The organism is Brenneria izbisi, from assembly GCF_025840185.1.
In the GTDB taxonomy this organism is placed as follows: domain Bacteria; phylum Pseudomonadota; class Gammaproteobacteria; order Enterobacterales; family Enterobacteriaceae; genus Brenneria; species Brenneria izbisi.
Genome location: NZ_JAMPJU010000017.1, coordinates 14,674 through 30,439 on the forward strand (window position 1 = coordinate 14,674; position 15,766 = coordinate 30,439).

Annotated in this window: 15 protein-coding genes; 7 read left to right on the plus strand and 8 right to left on the minus strand. The window is 56.6% G+C overall.

Annotated elements, in window-relative coordinates; translation table 11 throughout:
• Positions 1–42: 42 nt before the first annotated feature.
• The 6 genes from proW to NC856_RS16345 all read right to left on the minus strand — a co-directional run bounded on the left by proW (position 43) and on the right by NC856_RS16345 (position 6,618).
• A complete protein-coding gene (gene proW, locus NC856_RS16320) occupies positions 43–1,257 on the minus strand; it encodes a glycine betaine/L-proline ABC transporter permease ProW (RefSeq protein ID WP_264091509.1) in 1,215 nt (404 codons plus the stop codon).
• Positions 1,250–2,452, minus strand: coding sequence for a glycine betaine/L-proline ABC transporter ATP-binding protein ProV (gene proV / locus NC856_RS16325; protein WP_264091510.1), 1,203 nt, complete (start codon positions 2,450–2,452; stop codon positions 1,250–1,252). The genes proW and proV overlap by 8 nt, the downstream gene beginning before the upstream one ends.
• A gap of 571 nt (positions 2,453–3,023) precedes the next feature.
• A complete protein-coding gene (hpxZ, locus tag NC856_RS16330) occupies positions 3,024–3,410 on the minus strand; it encodes an oxalurate catabolism protein HpxZ (RefSeq protein ID WP_264091511.1) in 387 nt (128 codons plus the stop codon).
• Positions 3,410–4,813, minus strand: coding sequence for an AtzE family amidohydrolase (locus NC856_RS16335; protein WP_264091512.1), 1,404 nt, complete (start codon positions 4,811–4,813; stop codon positions 3,410–3,412). The genes hpxZ and NC856_RS16335 overlap by 1 nt, the downstream gene beginning before the upstream one ends.
• Positions 4,810–5,007: an oxalurate catabolism protein HpxX gene (gene hpxX, locus NC856_RS16340; RefSeq protein WP_264091541.1), complete on the minus strand. Its 198-nt coding sequence runs from the start codon at positions 5,005–5,007 to the stop codon at positions 4,810–4,812. The genes NC856_RS16335 and hpxX overlap by 4 nt, the downstream gene beginning before the upstream one ends.
• 24 nt (positions 5,008–5,031) lie before the next feature.
• Positions 5,032–6,618, minus strand: coding sequence for a gamma-glutamyltransferase family protein (locus NC856_RS16345; protein WP_264091513.1), 1,587 nt, complete (start codon positions 6,616–6,618; stop codon positions 5,032–5,034).
• A 276-nt stretch (positions 6,619–6,894) separates the two neighbouring features.
• On the opposite strand from NC856_RS16345, the gene NC856_RS16350 reads away from it, so the two are divergent.
• The 7 genes from NC856_RS16350 (at position 6,895) to hpxK (ending at position 13,774) form a co-directional block, all read left to right on the plus strand.
• Positions 6,895–7,734, plus strand: a complete 840-nt coding sequence (locus tag NC856_RS16350) for a MurR/RpiR family transcriptional regulator (RefSeq protein ID WP_264091514.1) — start codon at positions 6,895–6,897, stop codon at positions 7,732–7,734.
• A 307-nt stretch (positions 7,735–8,041) separates the two neighbouring features.
• Entirely contained in the window at positions 8,042–8,827 is a 786-nt protein-coding gene (locus NC856_RS16355; RefSeq protein WP_264091542.1) for a transporter substrate-binding domain-containing protein, read from the plus strand.
• A 12-nt stretch (positions 8,828–8,839) separates the two neighbouring features.
• Complete coding sequence (locus NC856_RS16360) at positions 8,840–9,508, plus strand: amino acid ABC transporter permease (RefSeq protein ID WP_264091515.1); 669 nt, start codon at positions 8,840–8,842, stop codon at positions 9,506–9,508.
• Positions 9,508–10,161, plus strand: a complete 654-nt coding sequence (locus NC856_RS16365; RefSeq protein ID WP_264091543.1) for an amino acid ABC transporter permease — start codon at positions 9,508–9,510, stop codon at positions 10,159–10,161. Before NC856_RS16360 ends, NC856_RS16365 begins: the two co-directional genes overlap by 1 nt.
• A complete protein-coding gene (locus NC856_RS16370) occupies positions 10,142–10,885 on the plus strand; it encodes an amino acid ABC transporter ATP-binding protein (protein ID WP_264091516.1) in 744 nt (247 codons plus the stop codon). The genes NC856_RS16365 and NC856_RS16370 overlap by 20 nt, the downstream gene beginning before the upstream one ends.
• A gap of 379 nt (positions 10,886–11,264) precedes the next feature.
• Positions 11,265–12,509, plus strand: a complete 1,245-nt coding sequence (locus tag NC856_RS16375; protein ID WP_264091517.1) for a pyridoxal-phosphate-dependent aminotransferase family protein — start codon at positions 11,265–11,267, stop codon at positions 12,507–12,509.
• Positions 12,506–13,774: an allantoate amidohydrolase gene (gene hpxK, locus NC856_RS16380; protein ID WP_264091518.1), complete on the plus strand. Its 1,269-nt coding sequence runs from the start codon at positions 12,506–12,508 to the stop codon at positions 13,772–13,774. The genes NC856_RS16375 and hpxK overlap by 4 nt, the downstream gene beginning before the upstream one ends.
• A gap of 50 nt (positions 13,775–13,824) precedes the next feature.
• Here the strand turns inward: hpxK and NC856_RS16385 are convergent, their stop codons facing one another.
• Positions 13,825–14,592: an amidohydrolase gene (locus NC856_RS16385; protein ID WP_264091519.1), complete on the minus strand. Its 768-nt coding sequence runs from the start codon at positions 14,590–14,592 to the stop codon at positions 13,825–13,827.
• Positions 14,580–15,737 (minus strand): pyridoxal phosphate-dependent aminotransferase, encoded by a 1,158-nt coding sequence (locus NC856_RS16390; protein WP_264091520.1) that lies wholly within the window; start codon positions 15,735–15,737, stop codon positions 14,580–14,582. The genes NC856_RS16385 and NC856_RS16390 overlap by 13 nt, the downstream gene beginning before the upstream one ends.
• Between the last annotated feature and the right edge of the window lie 29 nt (positions 15,738–15,766).

Below are 15,766 nucleotides of genomic sequence, written 5' to 3' on the forward strand. Positions count from 1 at the left end.
GTATTGGGTATTGCCGGTTGCCAGGCAACCGGCATACACGCATTACTGCTTGATGAAAGGGCGGGCGATCAAGCCGACGGGACCGGTGGTATACCAGCTTTTGTTGCCCTTGGCGCGTCTGTCACGACCTAGTGATTGAGTGAGGCGGTCGAGAATGATGGCCAGAATAACGATACCGACGCCACCGACGGCGGCCAATCCCATATCCAATCGACCGATACCGCGCAGCACCATCTGACCTAAACCGCCTACGGCGATCATGGAGGCAATCACCACCATCGACAGCGCCAGCATCAGCGTCTGGTTTACGCCCGCCATGATGGTCGGCATCGCCAGCGGCAACTGGACTTTAAACAGCATCTGACGCGGACTGGCGCCGAAAGATTCCGCCGCTTCAATCAGATCGGCCGGTACCTGACGGATCCCCAGAATAGTCAGACGAATAATCGGCGGCAGGGCAAAAATGATGGTCACCACCACGCCCGGCACATTACCGATACCGAACAGCATGACGATCGGCACCAGATAGACAAATGCCGGCGTTGTCTGCATCGCATCCAATAGCGGACGAATCACTCTGGCCGCGCGTTCGCTACGCGCCAGCCAGATGCCCATCGGCAAACCAATCAAGATGCAGAAGAATAACGCCGTCAGCACCAATGCCAACGTAATCATCGCTTGCGACCACGCGCCGATGGCGCCGATGGCGATCAGGGAAATCAACGTCGTCACGCCCATGCCCAGACTGGACATTTGCCAGGCGAGCAGCGCGAACACCAGAATGGCGATCGGCGCGGGCATGCCGAGCAGCAATTGTTGAAAACCACTCAGAATGAAATCGACAGGGACGCGCACCCCCTGAAAAAGCGGTCTGAAATGCAGCACCACCCAGTCGATCCCGGTTGTGACCCAGCTATCGAGCGGGATCAGCGTATCCTTGAACGGATCGAGCAAGTTGAAATGTTCCGGTGTTGCCGACGTAGTGTTGTTCAGCCAGTCGGTGCTTGGCGCTGCCGCGTCCGCACCGTCTGGCGTCGGCGCGCCGTTCCATGCATTGGCGTCGCCGGAGGCATTCTGCGTAGACCAGGGATCGGCTTGAGGCGCGGCATCCTGTCCGGTTGGCGCGTCTTGCGTGGTGGACGCCCAGGGATCGCTCGGTGCCGCGGCGTCGTTCTGACTCTGATTTGTTGTCTGATCGACGGGCTGTTCCTGTGGGGCGTTGGTGTTTTCCCACGGGTTCGATGTTGATTTACTCATTGGTCACTCCTTCCTTATCCAGCGCCTGTAGCAGCATTCCTTTGGAAATGATGCCAATGTACTCGTCGTTTTCACCAATGACCGGCACAGCGCAGGGCGCTTGCGCCACCTGAGAAATCAGTTCATTGAGCGACATATCGGCAGGCACTGGGGCCGGAGCGGAAAGCAATGCCTGCTCCAGCGGCTGTTGCGCTTTCAAGGCTTGTTTCAGCGAATCAATCGACACGATACCAATAAATTTTTGTCCGCGTTCCAGCACATAACCGTAATCACGGTCTTCATCCTGAAGGATCTTCAGGGCGGATCGCGGGCCGACGCCTGGTGTTTTACGGATCAGCGTCACCGGACGGCGGCGGGCGATATCTTTGGCGCTGAAGACATGACTGATGTCCACGCCGCGGAAGAAGGTGCGAACATAGTCGTTCGCCGGATTATTCAGAATTTCGTCTGGGGTGCCAACCTGAATGACTTCACCGCCATGCATGATGGCAATGCGATCGCCGATGCGCATCGCTTCATCCAGATCGTGCGAAATAAAGACGATTGTACGCTGGTTGCGAGACTGGAGTTTAATCAACTCATCCTGCATTTCTGTACGGATCAGGGGATCCAGGGCGGAGAACGCTTCATCCATCAACAGGATATCGGGATCATTCGCCAGAGCGCGGGCCAGACCAACACGCTGGCGCATCCCGCCGGAAAGTTCATCCGGGTAGGAACCGGCATAGGCTTCGAGCCCGACCTGTTGCAGCGCATTCAGCGCTTTCTGTTCACGCTCCGCTTTCGGCATTCCAGCAAGCTCCATGCCGAACGCGGTGTTGTTGAGAATATTCAAATGCGGCATCAGCGCGAATGACTGGAATACCATACTGATTTTCTTGCGGCGAACTTCGCGCAACGCGGTATCTGATATCTGTGCGATATCCTCACCATCAATCAGAACCTGGCCTTTGGTCGGCTCTATCAGACGATTGAGAAGGCGTACCAATGTGGATTTGCCGGAACCGGATAATCCCATGATGACAAATATTTCGCCTTCTTCAATGGCCAGATTAGCATTTTTCACACCGAGGGTGAGCCCGGTTTTTTCAAAAATCTGATCCTTACTCAAGCCTTTGTCGATCAGCTTGAATGCGCGGTCAGGATGCTCGCCAAATACCTTGTAAAGGTTTTTTACTTCAAGTTTTATTGCCATGAAATTATTGTTTTCCTATGGTCATTTATAATTCTATAACATCGTCCTGGTAATGGTTAAACGCGATCTACCCTACCATAATGAGATTCTGAGACAACCCCTGGCAGTCTGATTAACGTGGGGAAAGGGGCGATGATTAATGTGATTCTCATACCCTTTTCCGCTTTTTTTCTTGGTGATATTTCTAATTTTATGGTTGCAGGTTTTTATTTAAAATGTATTTATTTTCAATGGATTATGAATTTTCATTTTTGTGAAATAAATAATTTTTCTTGGCCGGAATTTACGCGTGGATTATTCATCGATTTAACGGAGGAATATAAGTTTGAATAATCGATGAATAACAGGTTACAGACAACAGAATAGCGCGATTTATGTGCATAAATAATTGTGCAGAACATCGCCATACTGATTGAGTATATACCCAAATAATTCGAGTTGCAGGAAGGCGACGAGGCTGACGGTGATTGTCTGGGAATAGCCGGGCATGGTTGATAGCGACACGACGCCTGAGCCGGTTTGATAACCGGCTGGCGTCGAGTAGGTATTCGCGGGATAGAGCGCGGTGAGGCTATTCGCTCATCAGGCTGACGTGGGCGGCAACGATGCGCCAGCCTTCCGGCATTTTCACCCAGGTTTGCATCTGACGTCCGGTTTTGGCGCTGCCTTCTCGCTGAAACTCTGTGCTTGCCACCGCCATATGCTGGCCGTAGGTGGTGATAACCGTATTCTGTAACTGGCGATCCAACCCGGCGGAAGGACGGGCCAGACGAAAGGCGCGGATTTCCTCAATTCCGTACAGATTTTCTCCCGCGCCATAACGAACGGTGCGCGCATCGTGCCAGAACAACTCATCCAAGACGTCGATGTCATTACCGGTCAGCGCTTTTTCATAACGATGGAAGGCGAAAGTGACTTCAGCCAGTACATCGGGCTGATTAATATCATCATGTAACATTAACGTGACTCCTGAGAAAAAGAACCAATAGCGGTGATGCCGCGTTGCTCCAGCGTCCAGGCGGCACGCAGGCAGAGATCTTCACGCCACGGCGCGCCGATAAGCTGAATACCGATTGGTAAGCCGTTGGCGGTCATGACCGGCACGGTGACTACCGGTAAACCGACGAAGGAAATCGGCTGCGTCAGCATACCCATGCTGGCGCGCACCGGCAGATCGACGCCGTTGATGCGCATCGTCTCTTGCCCAATCAGCGTCGCGGTGCAGGGCGTGGCCGGCGCAATCAACAGGTCGGTATGTTCAAACAAGGATAAAACGTGTTGACGGAAATGATCGCGGAAACGCTGCGCCTGTACGTACCAGGCAGCCGGGATCATGGCGCCCGCCAGCAGACGTTCACGGGATAGCGGTTCAAACAGTTCCGGGCTTTGACGCAGGGCGGGGAGATAGTGATTACCCCCTTCGCTGGCGGACATGATAAAGGCGGCGGTTCGCGCCAGATCTGCATCAGGTAAGGTGAGGCTGGTTGGCGCATTCAGGGCGTCGGCGATTTTTTGCACGGCGGTTTTCGCCTCAGTGCTGCTCCACTCAGCGAAATAACCCGCCAGAACCGAGCAGCGCAGACCGTCACCGCCCGCTTCCAACAGAGGAGCGCAAGGCAATGGCGCACGTTCTGACTGGAAACGGTCTGCGTGGTCGCGCCCTTGTAGCGCATCGAACGCCAGCGCCAGATCTTCCGTGCTGCGCGCCAACGGCCCAATATGGTCGAGGCTGGCGACAAACGGCTGGCTGCCGCTGCGCGACAAACGGCCAAAGGTGGGTTTCAGGCCAAAGATCCCGCACAAAGAAGCCGGAACGCGGATTGATCCATTGGTATCGCTGCCGAGGGTAAACGTCACCAGACCGGCGGCAACCGCGGCGGCGGAACCGCCGGATGAACCGCCGGCGACGCGTTGCTGGTCAAGGGGGTTGCGGGTGGCGCCGTAATAACTGTTCTCCGTGGTAAAGCCATAGGCGTAGGCATCCATATTCAGCATGCCGGAAAGTAACCCGCCCTGATTAGCCAGTTGCCTGATGGCGAAAGCATCCTGTCCGGCAGACGCGCGCTGACTGAATAACTGTGCGCCTGCCAGCGTGGTTGCGCCTGCGACGTCAAACAGATTTTTTACCGCGTACGGCACGCCTGCCAGCGGCGGCAACGTTTCGCCGCGCATCCGCATCCGATCCACACGGTCCGCCTCATCCAGCATGCGTTGATGGGTGATCTGCGTATAGGCATTGATATCGGGGTTGGCTTGCTCAATGGCATGCAGGGTTTGTTGCGCAATGTCTCTGGCGGAGAACTCGCCAGCCAACAACCCCTGTCGCGTTTGTTTAATGGACTGCGACAGAAATTCACTCATAGTTTATATACCCCGGCGATTTCCTGTCGATCATCCAGCGGGAAATTCATCAGCGGTTGCGCCATCGCATGAATGCGGCTGAACTGGAGCAATAGTTCCTGATGCCGTTCGTGGCTGAGTTGCAACGAATGCAGCGTCGCCATTTGTTGCAGATAGGCCGCCAGTACTTCGTTATCGATCGGTTTGGTTGACATCATATGTTCTCCCGGCAAATAAAATTAAAACCCTACGGCGCTGCCGTTGCTACGGGGATCGCTCGCCCCTTCCAGCATGCCGCTGGTATGGCGGACGATCGCGCCGGCATGCCCCACGGTTTCGCTGAAGTTGCCGAGTAGCTCAACGTCGTGGCCGAGCGAACGCAGCGCGTCAAGCGTCGCGGGTTTGAAACGATCTTCAAGTTTCAGGGTATCGGACGACTGGCCCCAGGTTCTGCCCAGCAGCCAGCGCGGTGCGGTGATGGCCTGTTGCAGCGGCAAGCCCTGAATCACATGACGAATAAACAGCGCGGCCTGAGTTTGAGGTTGACCATCGCCGCCCATCGCGCCATATACCATGGTGCGGCCATCGGACAGACGCGCCGCTGCGGGGTTGAGCGTGTGGAACGGCTGTTTGCCGGGCTCCAGCGCCAGCAGATGATGGGGATCGAGGCTGAATGACGCGCCCCGGTTTTGCCAGAGTACGCCGGTGCCTGGCAGAACGATACCGCTGCCAAACTCATGATAGATACTCTGGATGAAAGAGACGCAAAGCCCGCTGCTGTCGCACACGCCCATCCATACGGTGTCGCCGGGGCCTTTCCCCGCGCCCCACGGCGCCGCCTGACGGGTATTGATTTTTTCGGCCATGGCGCGGAGCGCGTTGGGCTCCAGCAACGCCTGGATATCCTGCGTGATCAACTGCGGATCGGTAATAAAGCGATCGCGTAGACCGAAAGCCAGCTTGGTGGATTCGACGATACGGTGGATCGTCTGGCTATCGCTTAAATCTTCCATCCCCAGGTGATCGGTCAAACCAAGAATGGCGAGGGAAACCAGCCCTTGCGTCGGCGGCGCAAGATTGTAAATATCCCCTTTGCTGTGTTTGAGGCACAGTGGCGCGGCGCGTTTGGCGCGATAGCTCGCCAAATCCTCAGCGGTCAGCGGCATACCCAGTTGCGCCATCTGAGTGGCGAAGCGCTCTGCCAACGATCCCCGGTAAAAGCTGTCCAGTCCTTCCAGCGTCAGCAGCGTCAACGTATCCGCCAGATCGGGTTGGGTGAAACGGCTGCCTGCGCGCGGGATCGCGCCCTGCGGCATAAAAATGCGGCTGAATTCCTGAAAATCCGCCAGTTCGTGGTAGCGCTGCGTCAGCGCATCTTCCTGCGATTGGGTCACCGGGATACCGTCTGCGGCATAGCGGATCGCATCAGCCAGCAAACTGACCAACGGCAAGGGGGAACCGCCAAGTTCCTGTGAGAACGCCAGCGCTTCCTGCCAGCCGCCGACCGTACCGGCAACCGTTAAAGCGGCTTTAGGGCCGCGATGCGGGATGCGCGCTTCTCCCTGATAAAAATCTCGGCTGGCGAGGGAGCCCGCCGCACCGCTGGCATCAATGGCGATCGGCTCGCCATGCGGGGGTAAAATTAACCAGAATCCATCGCCGCCGAGTCCATTCATATGCGGATATACCACGGCGATGGTGGCCGCCGCCGCAACCATCGCTTCGATGGCATTGCCGCCTTCACGCAGGATGGTTTGCGCGCTGGCACTGGCCAGATGATGCGGGGTAACTGCCATACCCAGCGGTGCGGTATTACTTTGTATCATGCCGTTATTCCTTTTCTCTGTTCGGCTGTAGGGAGGAAGACGTTAAAACGGCTGGTTATGTCATTTTCGGTTATCGCCGTTTTTGTTCTGCATCGTGACGCGTTCTCACTTTTGCTGTAGAGCTTCCAAGCAAACCCTGTTCCAGTTTTTTCATCACGAATGCCTATGAGGATAAAAATAGCCTGCCTGTGTTATGTTGCGATGAAATAAATGGTGAAGCTGAAACAAAAGTTGCAGACTGAGCCGGTGACAGACGGGCGGTACAGGTGATAAGGCATGAAACAGATTGATGAACGGTTACGCGGACGCTACAGCGAACTTTCTCCTCAGGAGCAGCGCGTCGCGGATTTTATTTTCGATCACTTCGATGATTTGATTAGCTACAACAGCGCGGAACTGGCGCGGCTCAGCGGCGTCTCCAAGGCCACTGTCAGCCGTTTATTCAAACGCCTGGGCTACCCCAGTTATCGTGAGATGCGCGAGGAATTACGCACCTTGCGTCAGAGTGGCATGCCGCTGGCGGATAACCGTGATGCGGTGCAGGGCAATACCTTGCTGGCGCGGCACTATAAACAGGAAATGGCGAACCTGACGCAGTGGATGCAACACATTGATCCGCTACAGTTCAGCGCGGTGATTGAGGCAATGATGAAAGCCCGGCGTCTGTGTATTGTCGGTTTACGCAATAGCTATCCGGTGGCGTTGCACCTGCGTCAGCAACTGGTGCAGATCCGCCAACAGGTGATATTGCTGGCCCAACCGGGACAAACGTTGTCGGAAGAGTTAGTGGACTTGAACGCGCAGGATGTGGTGGTGGTGGTGGCGTTCCGCCGCCGTCCACGGCTTATCCAGCCTTTGCTGGCGCAATTGCACAAGCAAAAAGTCCCAACCATTGTGCTTTGTGAACCACAGGCCAATGCCCTGTTGCCGCTGGCAAACTGGTCCTTGAGCGCGCCGCTGGATAGCGTCTCCGCCTTTGACAGCTATGCTTCCGCCATGAGCCTGGTGAATTTGCTCAGTAACGCATTGCTGCATGAAATGCTGCGTGATGGGCGTCAGCGGATTCATCATATCGCCGATCTTTATAGGGAACTGGATGAACTGGAACAGCGATAACGGGGCGCAATAATGGTGCTTTTGCACTTTTTTAGGGCGAAATAGATCAGCTTTTTTGTTTTTGTCCGCGCCGCCAAGAGAAGAGCCATCGGTAGCCCCCCTTTTCATTTTCTCAATGATAGACCACAGATAGCGCTAAGCAGGAATGACGGATCGGCTCTGAGGGTGAAAAATCCACTTATCTTTGATTCTGGCATACTTTTTGCTTTATTTCTGCAACTATAGTTTCAGTATTTGCTAATAAAGAATCTTTCGTTTCAATGTAACTTAACCGGGGACAGATACGATGTTGATCAATAAGCTGGGCATCAAAAAACGTTTACTGGCAATGGCGGCGGCTGTGCTGTTGATGGCACAGGCGGGCAGCGCGATGGCCGACCAATTACAAGATATTGAAAAGCGCGGCGTGCTGCGCGTTGCCGTACCACAGGACTTCCCGCCATTTGGCTCCGTGGGAACCGATCTCCAGCCGCAAGGTTATGACATTGATATCGCGCGCTATCTGGCGCAGGAGATGAAACTAAAGTTACAACTGGTCCCCGTCACCAGCGCCAACCGTGTGCCTTATCTGCAAACCAATAAAGTGGATCTGGTGATCTCCAGTCTGGGCAAAAATGCCGAGCGTGAAAAAGTGATCGATTTCAGCCGCGCCTACGCACCGTTCTTCCTCGGCGTGTTTGGGCCGCAGGCAGGCGAAGTCGGCGCCCCGGAAGCATTAAAGGGTAAAAGCATTGGCGTAACGCGTGGCGCGGTGGAAGACATGGTGTTAACGGAGATCGCCCCGAAAGAGGCGCAAGTTAAACGTTACGAAGATAACAACACCACGCTGTCGGCCTACCTGTCCGGTCAGGTGGAGTATATCGCCACCGGGAATCTGGTGGTGGCGGCCATTGCCGAGCAGAATCCCGCTAAAGCCCCGGTTGCGAAATTTATGCTGAAAGATTCGCCGTGCTATATCGGCCTGAAAAAGAATGAACCCGCCCTGAAAGCCAAGGTCGATGCGTTGATTGAGCAGGCGTTAAAAGACAACACCCTCAATAGTCTGTCTGAAAAATGGCTGAAAGCGCCGCTGCCAGACAGCATCAAGGCATAAGGGAGGCGCGCCATGACCTATCAGCTTGATTTTGCGGCGCTATTGCCGTTCTGGACAGAACTGCTGGCAGGTTTGTGGGTGACCATTAAGCTGACGGTGATGGCGACCATCGGCGGTATTGCCATCGGTATCTGTGGCGCGGCGTTGCGCAGCGGCAAGCCCTCTCTGGTCGGCAAACTATGGGGTATCTATGTTGAATTGATACGCAACACGCCGTTTGTAGTGCAATTGTTTTTCATCGTGTTTGGTTTGCCGAGTCTGGGCTGGAAACTCACCGCCGGAGAAGCCGCGTTACTGGCGATGCTGATAAACCTGGGCGCTTACAGCACGGAAATCATTCGTGCCGGTATTCAGGTTACGCCGAAAGGCCAGTGGGAAGCCGCCCGGGTGCTTGGGCTGACGCGCAGCCAGACCTTTTTCCGGGTCATCCTGCCGCCGTCGTTGCGGCGGGTTTACCCGGCGCTGGTAAGCCAGTGCATCATTGTGATGCTGGGATCGTCGGTAGTGTCGCAGGTTTCCTACGAGGAACTGACCTTTGCCGCCAACCTGATCCAATCACGAACTTTTCTGAGTTTTGAGGTGTATCTGGTGACCACGCTGTGCTATCTGGCGCTGTCCATCCTGATGCGACAACTGTTACTGCTGGCGGGCCGGCGCTTTCTGGGGATGGCAAAACAATGATGACATTCACTGACTGGGATATTGTCCGCAACTTGCTGCTGGCGGCGCGCTGGACGCTGTTGTTATCGCTGACGGCGTTTATCGGCGGCGCGGTGGTGACGTTTCCGCTGATGCTGCTGCGTCTGACCAGACGCAAATGGCCGACGCGATTCATTCGGGTTTACTCCGAACTGTTTCAAGGCACGCCGCTGTTGATGCAACTGTTCCTCGCGTTCTTCGGTCTGGCGCTGTTCGGTATTGACGTCAGCCCCTGGACGGCGGCGGCGCTGGCGCTGACGCTGTTTACCAGCGCGTTTCTGGTGGACATCTGGTGCGGAAGCATAGAGGCGCTGCCGAAAGGCCAATGGGAAGCCTCGCGCTGTCTGGGACTGAGCTTTGGACAAACCCTCTATCGGGTGATTGCGCCACAGGCGATGCGCATCGCCATTGCGCCGACGGTGGGATTTTCCGTGCAGGTGATTAAAGGCACGGCGCTGGCGTCGATTATCGGTTTTATCGAGTTGACGAAGGCGGGAACCATGCTGAACAACGTGACTTATCAACCTTTCAAAGTCTTTGGCCTGGTGGCGCTGGGCTACTTCCTGATGTGTTATCCGCTTTCCTATTACAGCCGCTATCTGGAGAAGAAATTCAATGCCGCTCATCACCATTAATCAGGTACAGAAATATTACGGTCAGAATCATGTCCTGAAAGGCGTCGATCTGGATATTGAAATGGGTGAGGTGATCTCCATTATCGGCCGCAGCGGTTCGGGTAAAAGCACCTTGCTGCGCTGTATGAACGGCCTCGAAGGGTATCAGGAAGGCAGCATCAAGCTGGGCGGCATGACCGTGACCGATCGTGACTCGCAGGCGCGGGAGATCAGCCGCTCCGTAGGCATGGTATTCCAGAATTTCAATCTGTTCCCGCATATGACCGCGCTGGAAAACGTGATGCTGGCCCCACGCCGGGTACTGGGGAAAAGCGCCGCGGAATGCCGCGAACTGGGCGAACAGATGCTGAACAAAGTCGGGCTTGGCGAGCGTATCGACTATTACCCGGCTAATCTGTCCGGCGGTCAGCAGCAGCGGGTGGCGATTGCCCGGGCGCTGGCGATGACCCCGAAAGTGTTGCTGTGCGATGAAATCACCTCGGCGCTGGATCCTGAACTGGTAGGCGAGGTGTTGAAGGTGTTGGAGCAGCTTGCCGCAGAGGGCATGACGCTGATTCTGGTCACCCATGAAATGAACTTCGCCAGAGAAGTCGGCGATCGGGTGGTATTCATGCATCAGGGCAAAGTCTGGGAGCAGGGCGACAGCAAAACGCTGTTCACCCACCCGCAGACCGCCGAACTCAAGCAGTTTATCGCTTCTGTACGCGGGCTTTCCGAGACTTAAAGATTGATTAAAAAATAGCTGTCTCAGGTGGTGAGATTATTTCTCTGTTTTGGTTTTTCCCGGCGTAAGAAATCATGCTGAGGGGACAGTGAACGCCGAGTGAGCGACAGGACGTCGCGAAAGCCCGTGCCGCGCCGGGAGCGCGTCACGGGCGGCTCGACGAGCGTTCGCTGGTCCCGAAGGCACCGCATAGCGGCATGATTTCAGCCACCAGCCTGGGTTCATAGGGCGGCGGCGATTGAGCCGCCCTATGTCGGGCGTGGCACAAGAGCCGCATAGAAAATCCACTATTTATCACGCACGAAATTTTCTCGTCACCGATATAGTTTTTCTGATTAATTCAGGGAACCAAGGTTCTCTGGGAAAGGAGCAAACTGCAATGAACCATGACCTGTCCGCCCAGATCAATCCACCTCATCGCCTGCTGATGGGGCCGGGCCCCATCAATGCCGATCCGCGCGTGTTACGGGCGATGGCCAGTCAACTGATTGGTCAGTACGACCCGGCGATGACCAATTATATGAATCAGGTGATGGCGCTTTACCGTCAGCTATTCCGTACTGAAAACCGCTGGACGATGCTGGTGGACGGCACGTCGCGCGCCGGAATAGAAGCGGTTCTGCTGTCGGCCATTCGTCCCGGCGACAAAGTGTTGGTGCCGGTGTTTGGGCGTTTCGGTCACCTGTTGTGTGAAATCGCCCGTCGGTGCCGCGCGGAAGTGCATACCATCGAGGTGCCGTGGGGCGAAGTGTTCAGCCCTGAACAGATCGAAGACGCGATTAAAGCGGTACGTCCGCGCATTCTGCTGACGGTACAGGGCGACACATCCACCACCATGCTGCAACCGTTGGCCGAACTGGGCGATATCTGTCGTCGTCACGACGTCTTGTTTTATACCGACGCCACCGCCTCGTTCGGCGGAAACGAACTGGAGACGGATGCCTGGGGGCTGGATGCGGTATCCGCCGGGTTGCAAAAATGTCTCGGCGGGCCGTCCGGCAGCGCGCCGGTTACGCTCAGCCCACAGATGGAAGCGGTGATCCGCCGCCGTAAATGCGTTGAGCAAGGCATTCGCACCGATGCCCATCAGGATGGCGATGACGAAATGATCTATTCCAACTATTTCGATCTCGGCATGGTGATGGATTATTGGGGGCCGGAGCGTCTGAACCATCACACGGAAGCCACCAGCATGTTGTTTGCCGCCCGCGAGTGCGCCCGCATTATTCTGGAAGAAGGTCTGGATCAATGTATCGCTCGTCATGCCTTGCACGGCAAAGCGCTGCTCGCCGGTATTCAGGGCATGGGGCTGAACACCTTCGGCGATCTCAATCACAAGATGAATAACGTGTTGGGCGTGGTGATCCCTGATGGGATCCACGGCGAGCAGGTGCGCAAAATCCTGCTGGATGACTTCGCCATTGAAATCGGCACCTCATTCGGCCCGTTGCAGGGCAAAATCTGGCGCATTGGCACGATGGGCTATAACGCGCGTAAAGATTGCGTGATGCAAACGCTGAGCGCACTGGAAGCGGTGCTGAACCGTCTGGGATTCCGCTCGGTTCAGGGCGCGGCGCTACAGGCGGCCTGGAATTGCTATGCCAGCGATGAGGGATGTGCATGAGTCATCCCCTGATGCCGGAGTCCGTTGCTTTTGCGGCGGCGGAACAGATTATGTCGCGTTGCGACGCGCTGGCGGAAATCAGTGAAACCGCCGGTCAACTGACTCGCGTGTATCTGTCCGCGGAGCATCTGCGCGCCAATGCGCTGGTGGGGACGTGGATGCGGGAGGCTGGCATGCGCGTCTGGCAGGATAGCGTCGGCAATATTTGCGGCCGTTATGAAGGGCTGGCGCCGGATGCGCCCGCGCTATTGATGGGATCGCACCTTGATACGGTACGCAATGCCGGACGTTATGACGGTATGCTGGGCGTGCTGACCGCCATTGAAACGGTGCGTTTTCTGCATCAACAACAGATTCGCCTGCCGGTGGCGCTGGAAATTGTCGGATTTGGCGATGAAGAAGGCACCCGGTTTGGCATTACCTTGTTGGGCAGCCGTGGTCTGACGGGCGCCTGGCCGGATAACTGGCTGCGTTGTCAGGACAATCAAGGCGTTAGCGTGGCGCAGGCGCTGGATGCCGCCGGTTTCGATGCGCAGGCTATCGCGCAGGCGGCCAGGCCGGTCAGCGACATCGTCGGCTATCTGGAACTGCATATTGAGCAGGGGCCTTGTCTGGAACAGGCGGATCTGGCGTTAGGTGTGGTGACGGCGATTAACGGCGCCCGCCGGCTGAATTGTACCTTTCAGGGCGTGGCCGGACATGCGGGAACGGTGCCGATGACGCAGCGTCAGGACGCGCTGGCGGCGGCGGCGAACTGGATGGTGCAGGCGGAAACGCTGACCAGAGAAAGCGATCCTTATCTGGTGGCGACATTCGGCACGTTACAGTGCTTGCCGGGGGCGGCTAATGTGATCCCCGGCGAAGTGCGATTAACGCTGGATATTCGCGGCCCGGAAGACGCGCCGCTGGATGCGTTGCTGCAACGCCTGCTGACATCGGCCAATGAGATTGCCCGTCAGCGCGGATGCCGGTTCGAGGCGGAAGAATATTACCGGATTGCCGCCACCCGCTGCGATCCGGCATTGCAACGGCAGTTGAGCGCCGCGGTGACGCAGATACAGGGGCGCAGCTTGCTGCTGCCGAGCGGTGCGGGACACGACGCGATAGCCATCGCCGAACGCTGGCCGGTCGCTATGCTGTTTGTGCGTTGTCGGGGCGGCGTGAGTCATCACCCTGATGAGTCGGTGATGACGGAGGATGTGGCGCAGGCATTGAGAGCATTGTACACGATGGTGCGGCAAAGCGGGGCCGGGGCTGCGGGTTAATCGCTATTTTATGCGGCGGCGCTGTAAGGGTTCTCCGCCGACTCTCGGCATTACAACGAAAAACGATCCGCGTCACGCCATGCCGGGAATGCTTCCCGATAGCTTTGCAGCGCTTCCAGCGACAACTCCGCGTCCAGACGAGCGGGTTGATTGGCGGGCGCGGACGCCAGAATCTCACCCTGTGCGTTAATGATCAGACTGTCGCCGCGATAGCTGTGTCCGTTGCCGTCGGTGCCGACGCGGTTGCAACCGGCGACGTAAGCCTGATTCTCAATGGCGCGGGCCGCCAGCAGCGTCTGCCAGTGTGCGGCGCGTGGCGCCGGCCAGTTGGCGACATACAAGGCCAAATCATAATCCTGGCGGTTACGCGACCATACTGGGAAGCGCAGGTCATAGCAAATCAGCGGACAGATGCGCCAACCGCGCCATTCAAGGATTAGACGTTCCGCGCCAGCCTGATAATATTGGTGTTCATCCGCCATACGGAACAGGTGACGCTTGTCGTACTGGTAAACGACGCCATGCGGATCAATCAGCAAAAAACGGTTGACCGCGCCTTTGGGCGTTTGCACGGCAATGCTGCCGCCGATTAGCGCGTTGGTTTTCTGCGCCCACCGATGCAGCCACTGCTCGACCACCGACTGCGCCAGACTGCGCTTTGCCGCTTCCATCGCAAAACCGGTGGTGAACATTTCAGGCAACACGATCAGATCGCGATCGTTGAGGTCGGTCAGCAACGTATCAAAATGACTTAGGTTGGCAGCGCCATCCAGCCACACCAACGGTTGTTGCAGCAATGAAATTTTTAAAGTCGACATAAACGCTCCGCGGCGGCATCCAATGTAGCTTCCTGTTTGGCAAAGCATAGCCGAATTAATTGATGAGGGAACGGCTGGGCGCAGAATACGGAAAGCGGAATGGCGGCGACGCCCACCTGCTCAGTCAACCAGCGGCAGAAACTGACGTCATCCAGATCGGAGATGGCGCGGTAATCAGCCAGCAGGAAATAGGTGCCTTCGCAAGGCAGAAGTTCAAAGCGGCTGGCGGACAGGGCATGAACGAAACGATCGCGACGGGCGCGATAAAAATCCGGCAGTTCGCGCCAGTGCTGCGGCTGCTCGCGCAGCATGTCGGCGATAGCTAGCTGGGCTGGCGTGTTGACCGAAAAAGTCAGGTATTGATGAATTTTGCGTACTTCGGCGCTCAGCGCTGCCGGCGCGACGCAATAGCCCACTTTCCAGCCCGTCATATGAAAGGTTTTACCAAATGACGACACGGCAATCGCGCGTTGGCGTAAAGCAGGATGCGCCAGCACGCTGGCATGGCCTTCCGGCGCGAAGCAAATGTGCTCGTAGACTTCATCGCTCAACACGTAGATCTCATACCTCGCGATGGCCTGCCACAGTTGTTGGAAATCGTCTTTGCGCCAGACGGTGGCTGACGGATTGTGCGGCGTATTCAGGATCACCAGCCGGGTGCGATCGCTCAGCAGGGCGGAGAATTCCGCCCAGTCGACGCGAAATGCGGGCGGTTGCAGCGCCAGACGTTTTAGCTCGCCGCCAGCCAGCGCGACGGCAGGCGCATAGCTGTCATAGCTGGGATCGAAACAGATCACTTCATCGCCGGGACGCACCAGCGCCGCGATGGATGCGAACAGCGCTTCCGTCGCGCCGGCGGTGACGGTGACTTCCGCATCGGCATCCGGTTTCCAGCCGTACAGTTCGGCTGTTTTCCCGGCGATAACCTCACGCAATGGCGCCACGCCGGTCATGGGCGCGTATTGGTTCGCCCCCTGGCTGACATGATAGGCCAGACGCTGTTGCAGATAAGCGGGGCCATCAAAGTCAGGAAAACCCTGTGATAGATTAATGGCCTGATGTTGCTGGGCCAGCGCGCTCATTTGGGTAAAAATGGTGGTGCCCAGGGACGGTAATTTACTGTCGGGAATAAGCGTGGCGCTCATGACGGGATCGGACTCCTGCAAACCTGTAT